A 20,930-nucleotide genomic window follows, 5' to 3' on the forward strand; every position below is an offset into this window, starting at 1 on the left:
GTGGGGACTCAAGTTCGGTAAGTGCATAATCGCACCGAGCCGGACAAACGGGAGGACAGCACAATGGCGTGGCTGCTGGTTGTCGTGGCCGGAATTCTGGAGACCGGGTTCGCCGTGTGCCTGAAGCTGTCCCACGGCTTCACGCGCCTGTGGCCGACGGTCGCCTTCTGCTCCTTCGCCCTGGGCAGCTTCGGCCTGCTCACCCTCTCCCTGAAGAAACTCGACGTGGGCCCGGCCTACGCCGTGTGGACCGGCATCGGCGCGGCCGGCACCGCGATCTACGGGATGGCCTTCCTGGGCGACCTGGTGTCGACGCTGAAGCTCGTGTCGATCAGCTTCGTCATCGTCGGCGTGATCGGACTCCAACTGTCGGGCTCCGCGCACTAGTTCAGGCACCCAGGATCCGATGGGTCGGCGTCAGCGCGCCGCGCACCAGTTCACCGACCCCGCCCTCCCCCGGCGGTGCGGCCACGCAGGACAGCGCCAGCCGTACGACGAGTTCGCAGGACCGGGCCAGGTCGGCGGTGTCCGGCTTGGCCGCCCCGGGTCCGGCGAGTGCCGCCACGGCACGGTCGCGGACGACGGCCACGAAGTCACCGGGTGAGGGCAGCGGTCCGTCGGCCCGGCGCTGTGCCGGCACGGCGGAGGAGGACGGCACCGCGGACAGGGTCGGCGAGGGCAGCCGTTCGCTCCAGCAGCCGGTGAGCATCGCCCGTACCAGCGCGTTCTCGCGGGCCGCCGACGTGGTCCACTCGGCGGTCGCGGTCAGCCGCTCGCGGGCGTCGCTGTGGCTGCCGAGCGCCCGCTCGACACCGACGAGATACCCGTCGGCCTCCCTTCTGACCAGTGCCCGCGCGAGCCCCTCCTTGCTGCCGAACTCGTTGTACAGCGTCTGCCGGGACACTCCGGCGGCCGCGGCCACGTCCACCATCCGTACGGTGGACCACGACCGGCGCGCCAGCGCCGTATAGGCGGCGTCCAGCAGGGATTCCCGCGCTGCAGGCATCATTCGCCTCCCGGGGGCGAGCGGCTCTGCGCCCAGATTTGACGCGCACGGGAGCACTGTCAAGGGTTCGCGGCGGCGCCGGGGGGCGCACTTCGGCCATTGCGCGCGGGAGTTGACGGAAGGGTGCCGCTCAGGGAGAGACGCGATGGTCCCCCACCTCCCGCTTTCGCCCACCGGACCCTGTAGCCCCGACGCGACCCCTGAAGATACGGTTCACGCATGGCCGACTATCACGATGACCTGCGCCTCGCCCACGTCCTCGCGGACGCCGCCGACGCCGCGACGACCGCGCGGTTCAAGGCGCTCGATCTCAAGGTCGAGACCAAGCCGGACATGACTCCGGTGACCGAGGCGGACAAGGCGGCCGAGGAAGTCATCCGCGGTCATCTGCAGCGCGCGCGCCCGCGCGACGCGGTCATCGGCGAGGAGTACGGCAGCGAGGGCACCGGCCCGCGCCGCTGGGTGATCGACCCGATCGACGGCACCAAGAACTACGTACGCGGCGTCCCGGTCTGGGCCACGCTGATCTCCCTGATGGAGGCGGCGGAGGGCGGCTTCCAGCCGGTCGTCGGCCTGGTCTCCGCGCCCGCGCTCGGCCGCCGCTGGTGGGCCGCGAAGGGCCACGGCGCCTACACGGGCCGCAGCCTGTCCTCCGCGTCCCGGCTGCGCGTCTCCCAGGTCTCGAAGCTGACGGACGCCTCCTTCGCGTACTCCTCGCTCACCGGCTGGGAGGACCAGGGCCGCCTGGGCGGCTTCCTCGATCTGACCCGCGAGGTGTGGCGCACGCGCGCGTACGGCGACTTCTGGCCCTACATGATGGTCGCCGAGGGCGCGGTCGACATCTGCGCCGAACCCGAACTCAACCTCTGGGACATGGCGGCCACCGCGATCATCGTCACCGAGGCCGGCGGCACCTTCACGGGCCTCGACGGCCGCCCGGGCCCGCACAGCGGCAACGCGGCCGCGTCGAACGGCATCCTGCACGACGAGTTCCTGGGGTATCTCAACATGCGCTACTGAGCAGCACGGGACGTCTGCGCACGCCCCCAATCGGCCGCACGCGCCCTCTTGTTGACCCGTGCTTTACCTGCAACTCTGAGAGTCCCCCCACTTGTGAATTTGTGAATCCGGTAACTAACGGACGCAGAGTCCGTGAACGACGCGGATTCCACTAGGAGGTGGCCTCACCCCATGCTGCATCCAACGCCGCAACCCACGCCGCGATCCACTCCACAGTCCACGCTGGTCCGCGACGCCATGAGCACGGTGGTCCTCACCATCGGCCCCACCCACACCCTCCGCCAGGCAGCCGCCCTGATGGCATCGCGCCACGTCGGCGCGGCCGTGGTCCTCGACCCGGACGCCGGCGGCATCGGCATCCTCACCGAACGCGACATCCTCAACTCGCTGGGCCGGGGCCAGAACCCGGACACCGAGCGCGCCCACGCCCACACCACCACCGACGTCGTCTTCGCCACCCCGGCCTGGACCCTGGAGGACGCGGCCGGCGCGATGGCCCACGGCGGCTTCCGCCACCTCATCGTCCTCGACCACGCCGAGCCCGCCGGCATCGTCTCGGTCCGCGACATCATCCGCTGCTGGGCACCGGCGCGACAGCAGGTACCGGCCTGACAGCGAGCGGGACCGAACCGGAGCCGGAGGGGGGCCGGAATCGACTTGGACTGAGTCCAAGTCCAGCACCCCTCCAAAGTCACACCTATTCGGAAACTGGTCACCCTGCTGTTAAGCTGGCGGGCATGAGTGACCTTCTGGAGCGGCTGCGCGGACGCGGATGGCGGATGACCGCACAGCGGCGCGTCGTGGCCGAAGTGCTCGACGGCGACCACGTCCACCTGACCGCCGACGAGGTCCACTCCCGCGCCGTGACCAAGCTCCCCGAGATCTCCCGGGCGACGGTCTACAACACGCTGGGCGAGCTGGTCTCGCTCGGCGAGGTCCTCGAAGTCTCCACCGACAAGCGGGCCAAGCGCTACGACCCGAACGCGCACCGCCCGCACCACCACCTGGTCTGCGCCCGGTGCGGCCAGATCCGCGACGTCCACCCGGACGGCAACCCCCTCGCCGACCTCCCCGACTCGGAGCGCTTCGGCTTCACGGTCTCGGACGTAGAGGTGACGTACCGCGGGCTGTGCCCGAACTGCGCGAGCGCGTAGCAAGTCCCTTCACAGGCCCCGGTATCCGTGCGACACGGACGCCGGGGCTTTGTGCTGCGTACGGGCTTCCCGAATCTGACGGACCGTCATATTGTCGTGCGGCACCCCCCACCCGTACAGACAGACGTACCGCCCTCCGCAAGGAGCAACCGTGGGAGACCCGCACCCAAAACTCCACGCCACCCAACTGACCCGCGCCTTCGGCCGCGCCCCGCACCGGGTGGACGCCCTGGGCCCTCTCGAACTCACCGTCGCCCCAGGCGAGTTCGTCTGCCTGGTGGGCCCCTCCGGCTGCGGCAAGTCCACCCTCCTCCGCATAGCCGCAGGCCTGTTGCGCCCCACCACCGGCACCCTGGAGATCCGCACGCGGAGCCCCCGCCCGGCAGCCATGATCTTCCAGGACTACGGGATCTACGACTGGAAGTCGGTCAGGGCGAACGTCCGCTTCGGCCTGGACATCCAACGCGTCCCGCGCCGCGAGGCGAACGCCCGCGCCACCGAGTGGCTGACCCGCCTGGGCCTCGCCGACTTCGCCCACGCCTACCCGGCGACCCTCTCGGGCGGCATGCGCCAGCGGGTGGCGATCGCCCGCGCGCTGGCCGTAGAACCCGAACTGCTCCTGATGGACGAGCCGTTCGCCGCCCTGGACGCGCAGCTCCGCACGATCCTCCAGGACGAACTCCTCGCCCTCACACAGACGTTGCGCACCACCACCCTCTTCATCACGCACAGCCTGGAGGAGGCGCTGGTCCTGGGTGACCGTGTCCTGGTGATGTCAGCCCGCCCGGGCCGGATCATCGCCGAACACCGCCCGCCGTTCTCCCGGCCGCGCACCGGCGACATCCGCGACACCCCCGAATTCACCGCCCTGAAAAGCGAGTTGTGGGAGCTGCTGCGGAAGGAGGCGGTACCGGCATGACCACCGTCGTCCCCGACCGCCAGGAGTCGGTCCTGGTCCGCCGCCCCGGCCCCCACGAGCTCAACCCCCTGCGCACCCACCGCCACCGGCGCGCTCTGGAACTCACCCTCGCCGTGGCGGTCCCCCTCGCCCTCATCCTCTGGTGGCAACTGGCCGCCACCCAGGGCTGGATAGACCCCCGCGTCTACCCGCCCCCCTCCACGATCCTCTCCGACGGCTGGTCCCGAGCCGCCGCGGGCGACCTGTGGCCGGACGTCTGGGCCACCACCCGACGCGTCCTGGGCGGCTACGCGCTGGGCACGGCGACCGGCTACGCCCTGGGCCTGCTGATGGGCTCCCTGCCCCTGGTCCGGGCCGCGCTCGAACCACTGCTGGACGCCCTGTACGTCGTACCGAAACTGGCCCTGCTCCCCATCTTCCTGAACATGTTCGGCCTGGGAGAAGGCCCACAAATAGCGCTCGTCGCAACGACGGTCTTCTTCTTCGTCTGGATCTCGACGATGTCGGCGGTGGTGGCGATCCCCTCCGGCCACCGGGACGCGGGCCAGGTCTTCGGCGCCACGCCATGGCAGATGTTCCGCCACGTCCTCCTCCCGGCCTCCCTCCCCGCGGTCCTGGTGGGCGCGCGCATAGCGGCCGGCGTGGCGGTCCTGGTCATCGTCGCCTCGGAACAGATCGCGGCGACGAACGGCCTGGGCCATCTGATCTTCGACTCCCGCGCGCTGTTCGAGAACGACGTGATGTTCGTGGGCATCGTGTGCGTGGCGGTCCTGGGGGTCGTCTTCTCCGAACTGGTGCGTGTGGCAGGCAGGTTGCTCACACCGTGGGCACCGCGGGACCGAGGACGGGGGCAGTCATGAGAAGACGCGCTTACGGTACGGCGGTTGTCGTCGCGGCCCTGCTGGCGTCGGCGGGCTGCTCGTCCAAGTACGCGGGGGACAGCGGGACTTCAGGCACGCCCGGCGCGGGCCACCGCACGGTCACACCGGTGGACGGCTGCGGCAAGTCCTCCTGGACGGATCCGGCGGACCTCTCCCCCACCCGCGTACCGGCCCGCTGCGAACCCCTGGCCCCTTCCGCCCAACCCCTCCCCAAGACACGGAAGTTGACGATCGCGACGGGAACGCTGAGCGCGGAGTACGTAGCCCCGCTCGAAGTCGCCGTCAACAAGGGCGAGTTCAAGAAGGAGGGCCTGGACGTGACGCTCAAGGTGCTCCCGACTCCCGACGCACTGCCACTCCTGGCCAAGGGAGACATCGACGCGATGTGGGCGGCCCCGGAGGCGGCCGTCATGAACGGCGTCAAGGGCGGCTTCGACATCAAGTGGGTCGCCGGCAACTTCTCCCCCGACCCCAAGTCGAAGAGCGGCCTCTGGGTGAAGCTGAAGAAGGGCGAGGCGGCGGCGGACGTCAGGATGGCGGGCCGCAGGATGGGCACGATGATCGGCAAGGGCTCGGTGATCGCGTACCCCATGGAGAAGGCACTGGCGACCCACGGCGGCGGCCTCGACAAGATCCAGTACCAGCAACTCGGCTCGGCCGACGTCCTCACCGCCCTCCAGAACGGCGGCGTCGACTCGGCCTGGCTCCTGGACCCGGTCTGGCGCAAGGTCGACGACAACCCCCAGTACGCCTTCCTGGGCGGCCAGCCACTGGGCGAGCCCCTGGGCGGCATGCTCTACGGCCCCAGCCTCCTGAACGACGACGTGAACGCCGGCGTGGCCCTCCTCCGCGCCTACATCCGCACGGTGAACACGTACTTCGCCGGCGACTACAAGGCGGACCCGTCCTTCGTCGCCTACCTCGCCGAACTCCTGAAGACGGACGAGGCGGTCCTCAAGTCGACCCCGTCGCTCACGATGGACTGGGAGATCCGCGCGGGGACGACGACCCGCCTTCAGGCCGCGTACAAGGCGGCGGGCGTCTCCAAGGGCGCGGCACTGCCGGAATCCAGGACGGTGGACCGCTCGCTGTACGAAGAGGCGGTGGGCCACCAACCGTAGAAACACCAAGGGCCGGAACCCATTGCTGGATTCCGGCCCTTGGCCTTAGTAGCGGGGACAGGATTTGAACCTGCGACCTCTGGGTTATGAGCCCAGCGAGCTACCGAGCTGCTCCACCCCGCGCCGTTGTGTGTACAACGCTACGTCAGACGGCCGGACAGAAGCAAATCGGTTATCAACCCAGGTCAGCCATATCCAGCCTGTCCGGCGTTTGAGGACGAGGCCGTCCAGGCCGAAGCAGGGGGTCTGGGGGCGGCAGCCCCCAGTGATGGGACGGGTAGGGGCGGCGGGGGCGAAAAACTACGCCGTCAGCTCCTGCCGCAACGCATCCCGCAACCGAGCCGCCCGCTCAGAAACCTCCCGAGGCCCCAGCGTCACCGCCCGATCAGCCCACCGCTGCCCCTCGGCCAGCTCCCCCCGACGCGCGTAAACGAGAGCCAACCGCAACGCCGCCCGCCCATGCCCCGCATCCGCAGCCCGAGCCCACCACACAGCAGCCTCGGGCTCACTGCCCTCCCGAGCCAGCAACAGCCCAAGATTGAACGCCCCGTTACGGGACCCGGCCTCGGCAGCCTCCCGATACCACCGAGCCGCCTCGACGACATCGCCCCGCGCAGCGGCCAGCATCCCGACCCGAACCTGCGCGCGGCGATGCCCCTGAGAAGCCGCCCGCTCGTACCACTCCTCACACTCGGTCTTCTCGTGCACCTGCTCACCCAGCTCATGCGCGGGTGCGGGCGGCCGCCGCGCATCAAGCACCGAGGCCAGCCGATAGGCGGCCTCCGCGCTCCCCCCACCCGCGGCACACCGCAGGTGCCGCTCGGCCTCCCGCTCGTCCCCGTCCCGCAGCCGGGCGATCCCGACCTGCAACGCCGCTTCGGTGTGCCCGGCAGCCGCCGCCCGCTCGTACCAGGGCAGCGCGACGCCTTCGTCACCCCGCCCGGCGAAGAGAATCCCGAGGTTGAACGCCGCGTCCACGCTCCCGGCCTCCGCGGCCTTGGAGAACCACGGCTCGGCCCCGGTCGCGTCGCCGCCCTGAAGCAGCAGCACGGCCAGCGCGTTGGCGGCCTCCCGGTGCCCGGCGTAGGCAGCCCGCCGGTACCACTGCTCGGCCTGCGCGGTACGCGTCTGCTCGGCGCAGAGGAGCCCGAGGTTGTACGCGCCGTTCACGTCCCCGGCGTCCATCGCGGCCCGGTACCACCGCTCGGCGGTCTGCGTCTCACCGCGCTCGGCGTGCAGCGCGCCCAGCGCGTTGGCCGCGTTGCCGTCGCCGTCCTGGGCGGCCCGGAGCCACCACACGGCGGCGCTCTCGGTGTCGCCGGCGTCGCGCAGCAGGAACCCGAGCGCGCAGGCGGCCCGCGCCTCCCCGTCCTTCGCGGACGTCAGATACCAGCGCCCGGCCTCCTTGAGCTCGCCCCGCTTCTCCAGGATCGCCCCGAGCTGCAGCGCGGCCCGCTGATGCCCACGCGCGGCGGCCTGCCGGTACCACTGCTCGGCCTCGTTGCCGGGGGATCCCGAGGCTGCGGGGGCCGATGCGACACCGTTGTCAGCCCCGCCCTCGTACTCGTCCTCGTGCGGCGCCTGCCGGTCGAGCGCCCGCGCCAGCCGGTACGCGGCCTCGCGGTGCCCGCGCTCGGCGGCGGACCGCATCCACTGCTCGGCCGCGGTGTCCCCGCGGTGCTCCAGCAGGTCGGCAAGGGCATACGCGCCCAGCGCGTGGCCCTGTTCGGCGGACTGGCGCAGCCAGTACTCGGCGGCGGGCTCGTCGCCGCGCTCGCGGTGGTACCGGCCGAGCGCGTGCGCGGCGGCCGCGGACCCCGCTACGGCCGCGATCCGCCACCAGCCGGCGGCTTCGTCGGGATATCCGCGCTGGTGCAGGAGGACGCCGAGGTTGTTGGCCGCGGCCCGGTCGCCCTCGGCGGTGGCGGCACGCAGCAAGGGCTCGGCTCCGTCGAGATCACCGCGGCGCAGCAGCATCGCTCCGAGGACACTCGTCGCCTCGACGTCGCCGGCCTGTGCGGCGAGCCGTGTGCGTGCCTCGTCGACAACCTCCCCGTCACCGGTCTCGTCCCGGTCGGAAGGCTGCACAAAACGCCCTGTATCCAACAGAGTTGCCTTGTCCCCCATAACGTCCATCGTCGCACCACCTGCAACCTGGGTACACCTGGTATACCGCAGCCAGTGAGGTCTCTACAGCGTTTTGTCGACATGCCCACAGAGAGACAACACAAACACGGTTTCACCAACTCCCCCCGGCGGCACGGCCGTCACCCTCGTCGGCACATGCGTTCGCACAGCGCGAAGGCCCGGATCCTTAAAGGATCCGGGCCTTCGCGATCAGTAGCGGGGACAGGATTTGAACCTGCGACCTCTGGGTTATGAGCCCAGCGAGCTACCGAGCTGCTCCACCCCGCGCCGTTGTGTTGCAACCGTACCACGGCGTGAGGTGGGCTTTTCCCTATCCGCTACTGGGGCTGCTGCTCGGACTCGGACTACTGGTGCTCTTGCCACTGCCCTTGCTCTTGTCGGCCGCGGCCTGCGCGTCCTCGGCCCGCTGCAGCGCGGACTGAAGATCCTTCTGCGCCTGCCCGTACGCCTCCCAGTCGCCCTTCTTCAACGCCTGTTGCCCGGCGTCGAAGGCCTTCTGCGCGTCGGTCAACGCGGCCTGGACCGTGGGGTTGCTGGATGTCGGTGGGGTGGTGGTCTCGTCCGGTGGCGGAGTCGTGGTGCTCTCCGCCCCGAAGACCTTGTTCAGCCCCTCGTCCAGGGTGTCCTCGAAGGCGGTCTTGTTCCCGTAGGCCACCAACACCTTGCGCAGGAGCGGGTACTTGAGTCCACCACCGCGTACGTAGACGGGCTCCACGTACAGCAGTCCCCCGTCGAGCGGCACCGTCAGCAGGTTGCCGTACTCGATGTCGGAGTCGCCGCCCTTGAGCAGCTTGATGGATTCCGCGATGTCCTGTTGGGAGTTGAAGGCGCTCTGCACCTGTTTGGGCCCGCCGACGGTCGTACTGGTCGGCAGCTTCAGGATTCTGATCTTGCCGTAGTCCGGGGTACCGGCCTCGGAGTCGACGGCCATGAAGGCGCTGAGGTTGTCTCTGCCGTTCGGTGTGAACGTCGTCGTCAACGAGAAGGCCTGCGCGGACTGGTCCGGCATCTTCATGCTCAAGTAGTACGGCGGCACCGCGCTGTTGGACTGGTTCGTCGGATCGTTCGGCACCTGCCACACCTCGCTGCCGCTGAGGAACGTCTGCGCGTCCGTCACGTGGTAGCGGGTGAGGAGTTCACGCTGGACCTTGAACAGGTCCTGCGGGTACCGGAGATGGGCCATCAGCGAGGACGAGATGTCCTTCTTGGGCTCGACCGTGTGCGGGAACGCCTTCATCCAGGTCTTCAGGACCGGGTCCTCGGTGTCCCACTGGTAGAGCTTGACGGCACCGGTGTACGCGTCGACGGTCGCCTTCACCGAGTTGCGGATGTAGTTGACCTGGTTCTGCTGGGCCACCACCGCGCGGTTGTTGTTGGTCGCCGTCAGCGAGTCCGCCGTGGTGTCACCGAGGGTCGTACGCGAGGCGTACGGGTATCCGTTGCTCGTCGTGTACGCGTCGACGATCCACTGGATACGGCCGTCCACGACCGCCGGATAGGCGTCACCGTCGATGGTCAGCCAGGGCGCCACCGCCTCGACGCGCTCCTTGGGCGTGCGGTTGTACAGGATCCGCGAACCCTCGCCGATCGCACCGGAGTACAGGATCTGCGGCTCGTTGAACGCCACCGCGTACGCGGCCCGGTTGAGCGGGTTGGAGAGGTTGACCCCGCTCTTTCCGGTATAGCTTGTGGTCTTCTCGCCGCTGTCGTCGGAGTAGTCGATCTCCTTCTGGGGACCGCCGACGATCGAGTACGTGGTGGTCTTCTCGCCGTAGTAGATCTGCTGCTTGTACGTCCCGAGGTCCCCCGTGGACGGCAGATCGGACTCGGTGAAGACCGGGCGGCCCTCGGAGTCGACCGCGGTGCCCTTGGCGGCGACCACTCCGTAGCCGTGGGTGTAGCGGAAGTGGTCGTTGATCCAGTTGTTCTTCGGGATGCCGTTGAGGTTCAGCTCACGCAGACCGATGACCGTGTCCTGGTCCTTGCCGTCCTCGCTGTAGCGGTCGACATCCAGGTTGGTCGGGAACGCGTAATAGTTCCTGATCTGCTGGAGCTGCTGGAACGTGGGCGACACGACGTTCGGGTCCACGATCCGGATGCTCGCCGTGGAGTCGACGTCGGAGCGCAGCTTGGTCTTGTCCTTGGTGGTGCTCGTCCCCGAGTACTCCGTGACCTTGGTGTCGTCGATGCCGTAGGCCTCGCGCGTCGCCTTCAGGTTCTTCTGGACGTACGGGGCTTCCTTGGCCTGCTCGTTCGGCTGGACCGTGAACTTCTGGACGATCGCCGGGTACAGGCCGCCGATGAGGATCGCGGAGAGCACCATCAGGCCGAAGCCGATGACGGGCAGCTGCCAGGTGCGCCGCCACAGGGTGGCGAAGAACAGCAGCGCGCAGATGACGGCGATGCAGAACAGGATCGTCTTGGCCGGCAGATACGCGTTCGCGTCGACGTACCTCAGGCCCGTCCAGTCACCCGTCGCCTTGAAGTCGCTGGATTTGACCGCGAGTCCGTACCGGTCGAGCCAGTAGGCCACCGCCTTGAGCGCGACGAAGATGCCGAGCAGCACCGACAGGTGTCCGGTGGCCGCGGCCGTGGCGCGCGCGCCGGGGCTGGTGATGCGCAGGCCGCCGTACAGGTAGTGCGTCAGCGCGGCGGCGAGCAGCGAGAGGATCGCGGCGGCGAAGCCGAAGCCGAGCAGGAAGCGGTACCAGGGCAGGTCGAACGCGTAGAAGGACACGTCGAGGTGGAACTGCGGGTCCTTCTGGTGGAAGGGCACGCCGTTGACCCACATCAGCCAGACCCGCCACTGACTGGACGCCGAGGCGCCCGCGATCAGCCCGACCAGAGCGGTGATCGCCAGAAGCAGCCACTTCTTGTACGGCGCGATGCCCATCCGGTAGCGGTCGAGGCTCTGCTGCTCCATCGACATCGCGCTGAGCGGCGGGCGCAGGCGGTGCGCCAGCCAGATGTTCACGCCCACCGCGGCCGCCATCAGGAGGCCGAAGACGAAGAACAGTCCGATCTTCGTCGTCAGGGTGGTGGTGAACACGGACGAGTAATGCACCGACCGGTACCAGAGCCAGTCCGTCCAGAAGCCCGCGAACATCGTGAACGCCATGCCGAGTACGGCAAGGACGCCCAGTGTCATGAGCAAAGTCCGGACGCGCCGGGACGGGCGGCCCACTCTGATCCGCGGCCCTGTCGGGCCTCCGCCGCGGTCCGGCATCTGGAAAGCCAAGGTGCGCACCTCGAAGTTCGCTGTTGGTCGCTGTCGTTGCGTCAGGTCCCCGGTGTCGGGGGCCCTCCGTAGCCCCGCGTGATCGCGGGCCCACACCTATGCAACTTACTCACCGTTTACTCGGTTCCCGATTCCGGCCATGAACGAGGCAGGATTGTGACCATGTCCAACACTCCCATGGCAGCGAACCCTCTCACCCGGGCCGTACTCGAGATCGACGAGTACGCCTCGGGCCTCGGCTGGGACCAGCCCGCTCGCCTCTTCGCCCTGGTAGACACCGCGCGACTGCGGGCCCAGGAACCCGGTCTCGCGGCCCAACTCGGCCTGCGGGACGAGCCCGAGACCACTGGTCTCACCCCGATCGAGCAGGAGGAGATCCCGGCCGGAAAGCCGCTGGACGAGTTCCTCGGCACGATCGCCTGGCCCGACGCGGTGGCCGGCTGCGCGCTCACGGTCGAGCGCCTGATGCTGCCGCCGTCCGCCGAGGCCTCCGTCCCGGAGGGCCTGAGCGGGAAGAAGCTCACCCAGTGGGTCGCCCAGCACCCGGACCGCCAGGAGGTCCGGATGACGGTCGCGGTCCTGCGCGACGGCACCCGCGACTCGGCCCTGCGCCTGCGCGAGAAGGACTCCCCCACGGAGGTCCTCACGGGCGGCGCCCTGGTCCCCGGCCTCGCGGAGGCCCTGTCGGCGACCTTCGAGGACTGACGCCGTCCGCTACGACTCCGGGGGCGCCCTCCGTGTGAGGGCGCCCCCGGAGTCGTAGGCGAGGTCTTCTTAAGAAGAGGGTCGTTCAGCTCTTGGTGCTGCACTTCGGGAGGTCGTCGGTCTTGCCACTGTTGATCAGCTTGAGGTCGCTGATCGCGTCCTTGATGGTGTTGACCTTGACGAGCCTGAGGCCGCTGGGGGTGTCCTTGGCGGCTTCAGCGCAGTTGTCGGCAGGCGTCAGGAAGTACTGGGCGCCCTTGCTGCGCGCACCGACCGTCTTCATCGAGATGCCGCCGATCGGGCCGACCTTGCCGGTGTCGTCGATCGTGCCGGTGCCCGCGACGAACTTGCCGCCGGTGAGGTCGCCCGGGGTGAGCTTGTCGTAGATGCCGAGCGCGAACATCAGTCCGGCGCTGGGGCCGCCGACGTCGGCGAGCTTGATGTCGATGGTGAACGGGAACGTGTGATCGGTTCCGGCGGAGATACCGACGATGGCGCGCTTGGTGCCGGTGTCGTCGGAGGTTGCGGTGGTGATCGTGATCTTCTTCGTCGCGGTCGCCGTCTTGTTCGCCTTCACGGCGGCGGCCTGCTCCTTGGCGGGCACGATCGTGAACACGACGTTCTCGCCGGGCTTGTGCTTGGTGACCAGCTTCGCGACGTCGTCGGGCTGCTTCACCGTCGTACCGTCGACGGCCTTGATGACGTCACCGGCGTGCAGCTTGCCCTCGGCCGGGGTGCCCTTGACGACCGTCGAGACGATCACCCAGGACTTCACCGGGACGCCCAGCTGCTCCAGGGCGGCGACCTTGGCGCTCTCCTGGGACTGGCTGAACTCCTCGGCGTTCTCCTGGGTCGACTGCTGCTCCGTCTTGCCGTCCGGGTACAGCGTGTCGTGCGGGACGATCTTGTCGTCGTGGGCGAGCCAGCCGTACACGGCCTCGATGAGGTTCATGTTGTAGTCGGCGCTGGTGACGCGGACCGTCGTCATGTTCAGGTGACCGGTCGTCGGGTAGGTCTTGCGCCCGTTGATCTGCAGCACCGGCTCGCCGTCGTGGTCCCCGAGCGTGTTCACCGTCGGGCCCGGCGACATCTCCGCATACGGGACGTTGATGAGGACTCCCGCGCACAGGAGCGCGATCAGCATCAGGGTGGAGGCGAGCATCGTCGCGGTGCGGCGTGGCATGGCACGACAGTACGGGACGCGTCTGTCAGCGCACCGTCAGGGCCGCCTTCCGGTCACGTGCCGGAGTGGGACTTCTCCATGGCCTCGCGGAACCGGGCATAACCGTCAAGTTCCGGGCCGTCGCTCCGCATCTTGCGGGTCCGGTTGGCCCAACTGCCCCACACGCCGGCACCTATCGCAGCCGCCAACGGAATCAACAACCAGGCGAGTGCCGCCATGCCGACCTCCCAACCCCGGATGAGTGACCTCAACTGACTGATCAGCAGATTAGCCAGCCCCACTGACAACGCTCGTGCCCGGGGGGCGGTTACGCAACCGGAGGACGGGTGAGAAGCCGATCAGGGTCGGTGAGAAGTCGGTGAGCTGTCGTCAGCAGGCGCGGTGAGCCGGCATCAGCAGGCGCCGACCCACTCCTCGGTGCCGTCCGAGAACTTCTGGTGCTTCCAGATCGGCACCTCGTGCTTGAGGTCGTCGATCAGCTTCCGGCAGGCCTCGAAGGCCTCACCCCGGTGCGGACACGACACGCCGACGACGACCGCGAGGTCCCCGATGCCGAGATCCCCCACACGGTGGACGGCGGCCAGCGCCCTCACCGGGTACTCCGCGACGACCTTCTCGGCGATGCGCCGCATCTCGTCCTCGGCACTGGGGTGGCACGAGTACCCCAGCTCGTCGACATCGGCCCCGCCGTCGTGATTGCGCACGGTCCCTACGAAGAGGGCCATCCCGCCGGCCGCGTCGTCTCCCAGGGCCCGGAAGACCTCGTCCACGGAGAGCGGCGTCTCCCGGATCCCGATCAGCTTGATGGGATCCTGCGCGGCCTGTTCACCGGGATGGTCGATCGTGGGTGCCATGCCTCCATCGTGCCGTACCTCGCGGACAGCGAGGAATAGCACTTTCACCAGGCACGCGCGCGTAGGGACTTGGAGCCTTCTACAGGAGCACGTTTTACCGGGAGCGAGATCAGGGTGTCCCCGAAGGGCCTGCCCGTCAGATCCGCCGCCGCGCCTTCCGCGCCCGTCGTACGACCGCCGCCGCGCCCAGCAGCGCGACCGTCGCGCCCGCCGCACCCGCCGCCGTCGCGTCCTTGCGGCCGAGCCGTCGCCCGACGACCGTGTGCCGCCCGGAGACCTCCTCCAGCAGCTCCGCGAGCACTTCCTCGTTGGTCCACTGCGGCCGCCAGCCCGCGTCGTGCAGCCGGCTCCCGCTCACCACCCAGGGGTACATCGTGTACGCCAGGTCGCCGGCCGGGGACGGGGTGAGCCCGATCCGGTGCAGCCGGGCGGCGGCGCCGAGCGCGACTGCGGACGGCAGCTCCATGCGGCGGATGCCGCTGAGCTCCTCGACCTCCTCCTGCTCCAGCCAGCCGTCGCAGCCGACAGCCAGCTCGCCCTCGACCTTCTCCAGGACGGCGTACTCCAGGGCGCTGCACAGGTCCTCGACGTGGCAGAACTGCCAGGCGGGCCGCGACCCTGCCACCACCAGCAGCCGGGGCGACTCGAAGTACCTGGTCAGGGCGGTGTCGGTGCCGCCGACGAGGACTCCGGGGCGGACGACGGTGACGTTGAGCCCGGGATGCGCACGCGGTGCGCGCCGTGCGAGGCGCTCGACCTCCAGGAGGTCGCCGACGCCGGTGGCCTCCGCGGTAGCGCGCAGTTCGGCGTCCTCCGAGAGCGGCAGTTCGTTGTCGGGCAGCGCTCCGTAGACCATCGCCGAGGTGCACAGCACGACCCGGTGGACCCCGGCCGCCGCGGCGGCGGTGAGCACGGTCTGCGTCCCCCGGACGTTGTACGCCGAACGGGCGGCCGGGTCGGTCTCCAGATCGAGGTCGAGCGCCAGATGGACGACGACGTCCGCGCCGCGCAGCTTCTCCGCGATGGCCGGATCCCGTACGTCGAGGATGTGCCACTGCGCCGCGGCGCACTCGCCGCGCCGCTCGTCGATGGCGATGACCTGCTTGATCTCCTCGGAGGCGGCGAGCCGCTCGGTCAGCAGCGCCCCGATCCCGGACGCGGCGCCGGTGACCGCGACGACGGGCCCGCGCACGGCGGGACTGGTTGAGTGGTTTCGCGCTGCGCGAACCTGCGGATCTGGGGAACTCACCGGGCGTCTCCAGCGGTTGTCTTCAGTACGGATGCGCGTGACGCGTCCGGACCAGGTGGCATCCATCCTGCCGCAGGCCGGGTCTCGGCGAAGCACTGAGGCCCGATCGGCCCGCGGTGTCTACGCTGGGTGGTGTTGAAGGGCAGTCGTGCCGTCGGAGAGAACCGGCGGCCTTAACAGCCGAGGAATCCCGTGAGTGACACCCCATTCGGATTCGGCCTTCCGCCGGAGGAGCCGGACGACGGCGACGAGGGCAAGAAGAAGGACCAGGAGAGCGGTGGTGGTCAGGGACCGGCCAACCCGTTCGGTTTCGGCGGCCTGCCCGGTGCCGGGGGCTTCGGCAGCCCCGGCGCGGACAATCCGCTCGCAGCCATGTTCGGCTCGCTGAACCCCAATGACCTGGGCGCCGCGTTCCAGCAGTTGGGCCAGATGCTCTCGTACGAGGGCGGCCCGGTGAACTGGGACATGGCCAAGCAGATCGCCCGCCAGACGGTTTCCCAGGGCACGCAGGACGGCGTCAAGGACGCGAGCATCGGCCCCGCCGACCGCAGCGCGGTCGAGGAGGCCGTGCGGCTGGCGGACCTGTGGCTGGACGACGCGACGTCGCTGCCGTCCGGCGCCGGCACCGCTGTGGCGTGGTCCCGCGCGGAGTGGGTCGAGGCGACCCTGCCCGCGTGGAAGGAGCTCGTGGACCCGGTCGCCGAGCGTGTCGGCGCGGCCATGGGTGACGTCCTGCCGGAGGAGATGCAGGCCATGGCGGGCCCGCTGATCGGCATGATGCGCTCGATGGGCGGCGCCATGTTCGGCACGCAGATCGGGCAGGCCGTGGGCGTCCTCGCGGGCGAGGTCGTCGGTTCGACCGACATCGGCCTGCCGCTCGGCCCGGCCGGCAAGGCCGCGCTGCTGCCGCTGAACATCGAGGCGTTCGGCAAGGACCTGGGCGTCCCCCAGGAGGAGGTGCGGCTCTACCTCGCTCTGCGCGAGGCCGCCCACCAGCGCCTGTTCGCGCACGTGCCGTGGCTGCGCTCGCACCTGTACGGCGCGGTCGACGGGTACGCGCGCGGGATCAAGGTCGACACCGCCAAGCTGGAGGACGTGGTCGGCCAGTTCGACCCGGCGAACCCGGAGCAGCTGCAGGACGCGCTCCAGCAGGGCATGTTCCAGCCGGAGGACACCCCGGAGCAGAAGGCCGCCCTGGCCCGTCTGGAGACGGCTCTGGCGCTCGTCGAGGGCTGGGTGGACGCGGTGGTCCACGCGGCCGCGAAGCCGCGCCTGACGTCCGCCGACGCGCTCCGCGAGACCCTGCGGCGCCGTCGCGCGACGGGTGGTCCCGCCGAGCAGACGTTCGCCACGCTGATCGGCCTGGAGTTGCGGCCGCGCCGGCTGCGCGACGCCTCCCGCCTGTGGGCCTCGCTCACGGACGCGCGCGGTGTCGACGGCCGGGACGGCCTGTGGGCCCACCCGGACATGCTGCCCACGGCCTCCGACCTGGACGACCCGGACGGCTTCGTGCACCGCGAGCAACTGGACTTCTCCGAGCTGGACAAGATGCTCGGCGAGGCGGCGAGCGGCACCGCGGAGAAGCCGAACCTGACGAAGGACGAGGACTCCAAGGACGACGACACCGAGTGAGCCTGTACGACGACGCGGTCCTCGTACTGAAGAGCTACGAGGACCAGACGGACCTGCGCCAGGCCTACCTGGACCACCTGGCCGCCCACCCGGACGGCATGTGGAAGTCCTGCCACGCCGGGCATGTGACGGCGAGCGCCCTGGTGATCGACCCGAAGCACGGCAGGGTCCTGCTGACCCTGCACAAGAAGCTGCGGATGTGGCTCCAGATGGGCGGCCACTGTGAGCCGGAGGACACCTCACTGGAGGAGGCGGCACTGCGCGAGGCCACGGAGGAGTCCGGCATCACCGGACTGACCCTGCTGCCGGGCGGCCCGGTCCGCCTGGACCGGCACCCGATCCCCCCGCCGTGCCACTGCCACTACGACGTCCAGTACGCGGTGCTGGCACCCCCCGGCGCCGTCCAGGAGATCAGCGACGAGTCCCTCGACCTGCGCTGGTTCCCTTACGACGAGGTGCCGTCCGTAGCGGACGAGTCGGTCCTACGGCTGCTGGAGGCGACGCGCGCCAGGCTCTGAGCGGGGTGTGGGAAGCGGTGAACGTGTAAGGGGCGCCCGCGATGGCGGGCGCCCCTTACGTTGGATTTCCGGACGGTCAGCTCCAGGCGTTGCCCTGATTCTGCGCGTGCGCGCCGTGCTGGCCCATGCCGAACTGGGCGGCGATGCCCTGGCCGATCGCGGCGTTCTGCGGCGGCAGCAGTTCGCTCGGCTGGACGAGCGCGTAACCGCTGCCCATGAAGCTCAGCTCCCAGCCCTCGCCTGTGTTGCCGCGGCGCCGCCACACCCCGGAGGAGTGCGTCTGGGCCTGCATCTGGACGCGCAGACCGGTGGACCAGGCGACGATCGCGTCGGCGTCGCAGTTGACGTACTTGTCGGGCGTGACCTGCATCATCAGGGGCGCTCCCGAGGTCATCAGGGCGACCTTGCCGCGGCCGGTGATGTTGAGCTGGTACTTCCCCGAGCCGGAGATGCCGTACTGGCTGTCCACGGCGATGACCTCGTGGTGCAGCGAGGAGTCCATCGCGAGGACGTAGCTGCTGTCGACGGTGAGGCCGTCCTGTTCCACATCCACTACGTGGATGTGCTGGGCGAGGTTGGCGAGGAAGACCGTGCCCTGCCCGTGGCAGCGCATCAGGCTGAGGCCCTCGCCGGTGGCCGCACGCGCGTAGGCCTGCTGGGTGTTCTGGTACTCGGCGTCGAACTCGACGAGCCCCTGGTAGGCGACCATCGTGCCCTTGCGGGCGAGGATGTCGTCGTGGCCCTCCAGGACGATGCGCAGCATCTGCTTGTTCTGCAGGCTGTAGCGCTCCTGGGACTGCGAGTCGTTGAACGCGAAAAGCGGGCTCTGCATGGTGTCGTGTTCCCCCCTCAGCCCCGGAACCGGAGACGGTCGGTGCTGTCCTCGCTGGGCTGGACGACGACGATGCCCGTCCCGGAGAAGGCCATCTGGTAGGCCTCGCCGCTGCCGCGGCCGATCAGCGACTGCGCCTTGAAGCTGCGCTTGCCCTTCACCTTCAGGTTCGGGGACCAGGCGACGAGCGCGTCCGGGTCGACGTACGTCTCGTCCTCGCCGCCGCCGCAGTCGACGACGATCGGCTTGCCGCGGGAGGTCAGCGCGACCCAGCCCTGGCCGGTGATCTTGGTGTTCCACAGGCCCTGTCCGGCGAACTTCGCCAGCCCCTTGACGCGCTCCACGCCCCAGGTGAGGTGGGTGTCGAAGGCGAGCAGGTTGGTGGCGTTGACGGAGATCCCGTCGCCGTTGAGGTTGATGACCACGACATCCGCGCCGTAGTCGGCGAGGTAGAGCAGTCCGTCGCCGGAGCACTTCATCAGGGGCGCGCCTTCGCCGGTCATCCAGTCGCGTGCGACCTGGCGCACGGCCGGCGGGTTGGGCTCGTACTGGATGAAGCCTTCGTAGGCGATCATCGAGCCCACGCGCGCGAAGAGGTCGCTTCCGGTCTGCATGGCGACCTTCAGCATGTTGTTGCCGTGGTTCTCCATGCGGGCGGAGACGGGTGCGGGGGCGTAGCCCGCGAGCGGCTGGTTCATGACGGGCTCCCTCAGACCTCGTACGGCTGGACGACGATGAAGTTTCCGGGGGCGGCCCGGAACTGCAGGTTGACGCTCTCCCCGGTGTCGCCCGGATAGGCGTTGCGGCGCATCCGGACCTGGCTGGAGACGATCACCTGGGCGGCCGCGGACCAGGCGACGACCGCGTTGCAGTCGGCGAACGTGGTCGGCGTGACCGGCAGCACCACGGGCGAGCCGTGGGTCTTCACGACGATGGTGCCGGTCCCCTGGAACTGCATCGTGAACAGCGCGCCCCCGGGGATGCCGTGTCCCTCGATGCGCCGGACCTCGTACTGGAGGCTCTCGTCGAAGGCGAGGACGTTCTCGGCGGAGACGCAGATCGCGTCCCCCTGGAGCTCGACGGGGTGCAGGTGGGTGGAGTTCTCGGCGAGGAACACCTGGCCCTGGCCGGTGCAGCGCATCAGCTGCATCTCCTGGCCGGTCGCGTTGCCCACGATCCGTCCGGCGAATCCGGCGCCCTTGTAGCCGAAGTCGACCTTGCCCTGGTAGAGCACCATGCTGCCCTGGCGGGCCAGCACGGGCTGGCCGCCGATGCCGAGGTCGACGCGGATGAGCTTCTTGTTCTGCTGCGTCCAGCGCTGCCCGGTGGGCGTCTCCTTGAACTTCTCCAGCGCGGCCGACACACCGGCGCCCTGAGGAGAACCCGACGGCACTCCGTAGGCGGCTGCCTGCCCCGGGACCTGCCCGAAAGCGGGCGGCTGCTGCCCGTACCCAGGAGGCGCGGGCGGCTGGCCGTAGCCAGGGGGCGGAGTCGGCTGACCGTAGCCGGGCGGCGGGCCCGGCGCGTGCGGAGCCTGGGGCTGCGCGTAGCCGGGCGGCGGAGGCGGGGTCTGGCCGGGGGCCTGCTGTCCGTACGGCGCCTGCGGCTGGCCGTAGGGCGCGGGCACGGGACCCGGGGGCGGCACGGTGCCCGCCCCGGGCGGGGTCATGGGCGCGATGATGGTCGGCGCGGCATGCACGGAGGGCGCGGGCGCCGGCGGGGGTGCGTACCCCTGCGCGACGGGCTGGGGGGCCGGGGCGGGTGCCGGGGCCGCAGGGGCGCCGAACGCGGGCGGAGCGAAGCCAGGAACGGCACCGGACTGCGGCGGCGCGGGCTGCGCCTGCTGCGGCTCGGGCGTCTCCTCCTCGGCGACCTCGCCGCCGAAGTTCTTCAGCAACGCTTCCAGGCCACCGTCGAAGCCCTGGCCGACGGCCGCGAACCGCCAGACGTCCTTCAGGTAGAAGTCACCCAGCATCACGGCCCGCTCGGTGGTGAACTCCGAACCGTTGAACGAGTAGCGGGCCACCTCCTCGCCGCCCGCGACGATCCGGACGTAGCCGGGGGCGATCTGCGACATCTGCCCGGCACCGTCGAGCGTCGCCGTGAACGCCAGCTTGTGGATCTGCGGCGGGATCTTGTCGAGCGTGACCCGGAAGGACTCCGAGTCGCCCGCCTGGGCACCCAGGAGCTGGATGGACTCCTCGGGGGACTTCGGCTGGTTGAAGAACACGAAGTACCGGTCGTCCGAGAGCCGCTCCTCGGCGTCGAGGCCGAAGCAGCTGATGTCGAACGTCAGTCCGGGGCCCGTGATCTGCACACCTACGTACAGATCCGTGCCCGCGGTGAGGTCACTGATCTTGGCCTTGTGGCCGCGTTGGAATTCCCTGGCCATGCGTAACGACCGTCCCCCATCCCGATGCAAGTGAGTCGCGCCAGGCTAACGGCAATCACTGACACCGGAGGAAGTCGG

20 protein-coding genes and 2 tRNA genes are annotated in these 20,930 nt (G+C 69.7%); 10 read left to right on the top strand and 12 right to left on the bottom strand.

Annotated elements, in window-relative coordinates:
* The first annotated feature begins 63 nt into the window (after window positions 1–63).
* On the top strand, window positions 64–387 hold the full coding sequence (locus ACGFY9_RS41695) for a multidrug efflux SMR transporter (RefSeq protein WP_043674501.1): 324 nt from the start codon (window positions 64–66) through the stop codon (window positions 385–387).
* A 1-nt stretch (window position 388) separates the two neighbouring features.
* Here ACGFY9_RS41695 and ACGFY9_RS41700 read toward each other — a convergent pair whose 3' ends face one another.
* Window positions 389–1,009, bottom strand: a complete 621-nt coding sequence (locus tag ACGFY9_RS41700) for a TetR/AcrR family transcriptional regulator (protein ID WP_393763264.1) — start codon at window positions 1,007–1,009, stop codon at window positions 389–391.
* Between the two features lie 216 nt (window positions 1,010–1,225).
* Between ACGFY9_RS41700 and hisN the strand changes: the two genes are divergently transcribed.
* The 6 genes from hisN to ACGFY9_RS41730 all read left to right on the top strand — a co-directional run bounded on the left by hisN (window position 1,226) and on the right by ACGFY9_RS41730 (window position 6,101).
* Entirely contained in the window at window positions 1,226–2,026 is an 801-nt protein-coding gene (hisN, locus tag ACGFY9_RS41705; RefSeq protein WP_366433843.1) for a histidinol-phosphatase, read from the top strand.
* Window positions 2,027–2,263: 237 nt separating this feature from the next.
* Window positions 2,264–2,638 carry a cyclic nucleotide-binding/CBS domain-containing protein gene (locus ACGFY9_RS41710; RefSeq protein ID WP_393763266.1) on the top strand — a complete coding sequence of 125 codons (375 nt, stop codon included), beginning with the start codon at window positions 2,264–2,266 and terminating at the stop codon, window positions 2,636–2,638.
* Between the two features lie 125 nt (window positions 2,639–2,763).
* The gene (locus ACGFY9_RS41715) at window positions 2,764–3,180 is read left to right on the top strand and encodes a Fur family transcriptional regulator (protein WP_393763268.1); all 417 of its coding nucleotides are present in this window, start codon (window positions 2,764–2,766) and stop codon (window positions 3,178–3,180) included.
* Window positions 3,181–3,331: 151 nt separating this feature from the next.
* The gene (locus ACGFY9_RS41720) at window positions 3,332–4,099 is read left to right on the top strand and encodes an ABC transporter ATP-binding protein (protein ID WP_393763270.1); all 768 of its coding nucleotides are present in this window, start codon (window positions 3,332–3,334) and stop codon (window positions 4,097–4,099) included.
* Window positions 4,096–4,959: an ABC transporter permease gene (locus tag ACGFY9_RS41725; protein ID WP_393763272.1), complete on the top strand. Its 864-nt coding sequence runs from the start codon at window positions 4,096–4,098 to the stop codon at window positions 4,957–4,959. The genes ACGFY9_RS41720 and ACGFY9_RS41725 overlap by 4 nt, the downstream gene beginning before the upstream one ends.
* Window positions 4,956–6,101: an ABC transporter substrate-binding protein gene (locus ACGFY9_RS41730; RefSeq protein ID WP_393763274.1), complete on the top strand. Its 1,146-nt coding sequence runs from the start codon at window positions 4,956–4,958 to the stop codon at window positions 6,099–6,101. Before ACGFY9_RS41725 ends, ACGFY9_RS41730 begins: the two co-directional genes overlap by 4 nt.
* Before the next feature lie 49 nt (window positions 6,102–6,150).
* Here the strand turns inward: ACGFY9_RS41730 and ACGFY9_RS41735 are convergent.
* The 4 genes from ACGFY9_RS41735 to ACGFY9_RS41750 all read right to left on the bottom strand — a co-directional run bounded on the left by ACGFY9_RS41735 (window position 6,151) and on the right by ACGFY9_RS41750 (window position 11,475).
* Window positions 6,151–6,224: transfer RNA gene (locus tag ACGFY9_RS41735), tRNA-Met, on the bottom strand.
* A 177-nt stretch (window positions 6,225–6,401) separates the two neighbouring features.
* Window positions 6,402–8,237, bottom strand: coding sequence for a tetratricopeptide repeat protein (locus ACGFY9_RS41740; RefSeq protein WP_393763276.1), 1,836 nt, complete (start codon window positions 8,235–8,237; stop codon window positions 6,402–6,404).
* A gap of 205 nt (window positions 8,238–8,442) precedes the next feature.
* Window positions 8,443–8,516: transfer RNA gene (locus tag ACGFY9_RS41745), tRNA-Met, on the bottom strand.
* A gap of 43 nt (window positions 8,517–8,559) precedes the next feature.
* A complete protein-coding gene (locus tag ACGFY9_RS41750) occupies window positions 8,560–11,475 on the bottom strand; it encodes a UPF0182 family protein (RefSeq protein ID WP_393763532.1) in 2,916 nt (971 codons plus the stop codon).
* 174 nt (window positions 11,476–11,649) lie between these two features.
* On the opposite strand from ACGFY9_RS41750, the gene ACGFY9_RS41755 reads away from it, so the two are divergent.
* On the top strand, window positions 11,650–12,192 hold the full coding sequence (locus ACGFY9_RS41755) for a PPA1309 family protein (RefSeq protein ID WP_318018719.1): 543 nt from the start codon (window positions 11,650–11,652) through the stop codon (window positions 12,190–12,192).
* An 85-nt stretch (window positions 12,193–12,277) separates the two neighbouring features.
* On the opposite strand, the gene ACGFY9_RS41760 is transcribed toward ACGFY9_RS41755, so the two are convergent.
* The 4 genes from ACGFY9_RS41760 to ACGFY9_RS41775 form a co-directional block, all read right to left on the bottom strand.
* The gene (locus ACGFY9_RS41760) at window positions 12,278–13,375 is read right to left on the bottom strand and encodes a PDZ domain-containing protein (RefSeq protein WP_393763278.1); all 1,098 of its coding nucleotides are present in this window, start codon (window positions 13,373–13,375) and stop codon (window positions 12,278–12,280) included.
* A 53-nt stretch (window positions 13,376–13,428) separates the two neighbouring features.
* Window positions 13,429–13,593 (bottom strand): hypothetical protein, encoded by a 165-nt coding sequence (locus ACGFY9_RS41765; protein ID WP_393763280.1) that lies wholly within the window; start codon window positions 13,591–13,593, stop codon window positions 13,429–13,431.
* Window positions 13,594–13,767: 174 nt separating this feature from the next.
* Window positions 13,768–14,229, bottom strand: coding sequence for a molybdenum cofactor biosynthesis protein MoaE (locus tag ACGFY9_RS41770; protein WP_393763282.1), 462 nt, complete (start codon window positions 14,227–14,229; stop codon window positions 13,768–13,770).
* A 136-nt stretch (window positions 14,230–14,365) separates the two neighbouring features.
* Window positions 14,366–15,478, bottom strand: a complete 1,113-nt coding sequence (locus tag ACGFY9_RS41775) for an SDR family oxidoreductase (RefSeq protein ID WP_266772347.1) — start codon at window positions 15,476–15,478, stop codon at window positions 14,366–14,368.
* Window positions 15,479–15,670: 192 nt separating this feature from the next.
* Here ACGFY9_RS41775 and ACGFY9_RS41780 point away from each other — a divergent pair, with 192 nt between their 5' ends.
* Complete coding sequence (locus ACGFY9_RS41780) at window positions 15,671–17,110, top strand: zinc-dependent metalloprotease (RefSeq protein WP_393763284.1); 1,440 nt, start codon at window positions 15,671–15,673, stop codon at window positions 17,108–17,110.
* Window positions 17,107–17,628, top strand: coding sequence for an NUDIX hydrolase (locus ACGFY9_RS41785; RefSeq protein ID WP_393763286.1), 522 nt, complete (start codon window positions 17,107–17,109; stop codon window positions 17,626–17,628). The genes ACGFY9_RS41780 and ACGFY9_RS41785 overlap by 4 nt, the downstream gene beginning before the upstream one ends.
* Window positions 17,629–17,704: 76 nt before the next feature.
* Here ACGFY9_RS41785 and ACGFY9_RS41790 read toward each other — a convergent pair whose 3' ends face one another.
* From ACGFY9_RS41790 to ACGFY9_RS41800, 3 genes are read right to left on the bottom strand one after another with little or no spacing between them, the layout of a single operon-like run.
* A complete protein-coding gene (locus tag ACGFY9_RS41790; RefSeq protein WP_393763288.1) occupies window positions 17,705–18,460 on the bottom strand; it encodes an AIM24 family protein in 756 nt (251 codons plus the stop codon).
* 17 nt (window positions 18,461–18,477) lie between these two features.
* Window positions 18,478–19,158: an AIM24 family protein gene (locus tag ACGFY9_RS41795; RefSeq protein WP_393763290.1), complete on the bottom strand. Its 681-nt coding sequence runs from the start codon at window positions 19,156–19,158 to the stop codon at window positions 18,478–18,480.
* An 11-nt stretch (window positions 19,159–19,169) separates the two neighbouring features.
* Complete coding sequence (locus ACGFY9_RS41800; protein ID WP_393763292.1) at window positions 19,170–20,852, bottom strand: TerD family protein; 1,683 nt, start codon at window positions 20,850–20,852, stop codon at window positions 19,170–19,172.
* Window positions 20,853–20,930: the final 78 nt, after the last annotated feature.

The organism is Streptomyces sp. NPDC048504 (genome assembly GCF_043200035.1).
GTDB lineage: Bacteria > Actinomycetota > Actinomycetes > Streptomycetales > Streptomycetaceae > Streptomyces.

Excerpts from the sequence above, each read along its gene's own strand:
- ACGFY9_RS41800 (WP_393763292.1), bottom strand. The coding sequence starts at position 20,852 with ATGGCCAGGGAATTCCAACGCGGCCACAAGGCCAAGATCAGTGACCTC.
- ACGFY9_RS41710 (WP_393763266.1), top strand. The coding sequence starts at position 2,264 with ATGAGCACGGTGGTCCTCACCATCGGCCCCACCCACACCCTCCGCCAG.
- ACGFY9_RS41700 (WP_393763264.1), bottom strand. The coding sequence starts at position 1,009 with ATGATGCCTGCAGCGCGGGAATCCCTGCTGGACGCCGCCTATACGGCG.
- ACGFY9_RS41765 (WP_393763280.1), bottom strand. The coding sequence starts at position 13,593 with ATGGCGGCACTCGCCTGGTTGTTGATTCCGTTGGCGGCTGCGATAGGT.
- ACGFY9_RS41740 (WP_393763276.1), bottom strand. The coding sequence starts at position 8,237 with ATGGACGTTATGGGGGACAAGGCAACTCTGTTGGATACAGGGCGTTTT.
- ACGFY9_RS41770 (WP_393763282.1), bottom strand. The coding sequence starts at position 14,229 with ATGGCACCCACGATCGACCATCCCGGTGAACAGGCCGCGCAGGATCCC.
- ACGFY9_RS41755 (WP_318018719.1), top strand. The coding sequence starts at position 11,650 with ATGTCCAACACTCCCATGGCAGCGAACCCTCTCACCCGGGCCGTACTC.
- ACGFY9_RS41750 (WP_393763532.1), bottom strand. The coding sequence starts at position 11,475 with ATGCCGGACCGCGGCGGAGGCCCGACAGGGCCGCGGATCAGAGTGGGC.
- ACGFY9_RS41795 (WP_393763290.1), bottom strand. The coding sequence starts at position 19,158 with ATGAACCAGCCGCTCGCGGGCTACGCCCCCGCACCCGTCTCCGCCCGC.
- ACGFY9_RS41790 (WP_393763288.1), bottom strand. The coding sequence starts at position 18,460 with ATGCAGAGCCCGCTTTTCGCGTTCAACGACTCGCAGTCCCAGGAGCGC.
- ACGFY9_RS41730 (WP_393763274.1), top strand. The coding sequence starts at position 4,956 with ATGAGAAGACGCGCTTACGGTACGGCGGTTGTCGTCGCGGCCCTGCTG.
- ACGFY9_RS41725 (WP_393763272.1), top strand. The coding sequence starts at position 4,096 with ATGACCACCGTCGTCCCCGACCGCCAGGAGTCGGTCCTGGTCCGCCGC.
- ACGFY9_RS41715 (WP_393763268.1), top strand. The coding sequence starts at position 2,764 with ATGAGTGACCTTCTGGAGCGGCTGCGCGGACGCGGATGGCGGATGACC.
- hisN (WP_366433843.1), top strand. The coding sequence starts at position 1,226 with ATGGCCGACTATCACGATGACCTGCGCCTCGCCCACGTCCTCGCGGAC.
- ACGFY9_RS41760 (WP_393763278.1), bottom strand. The coding sequence starts at position 13,375 with ATGCCACGCCGCACCGCGACGATGCTCGCCTCCACCCTGATGCTGATC.
- ACGFY9_RS41695 (WP_043674501.1), top strand. The coding sequence starts at position 64 with ATGGCGTGGCTGCTGGTTGTCGTGGCCGGAATTCTGGAGACCGGGTTC.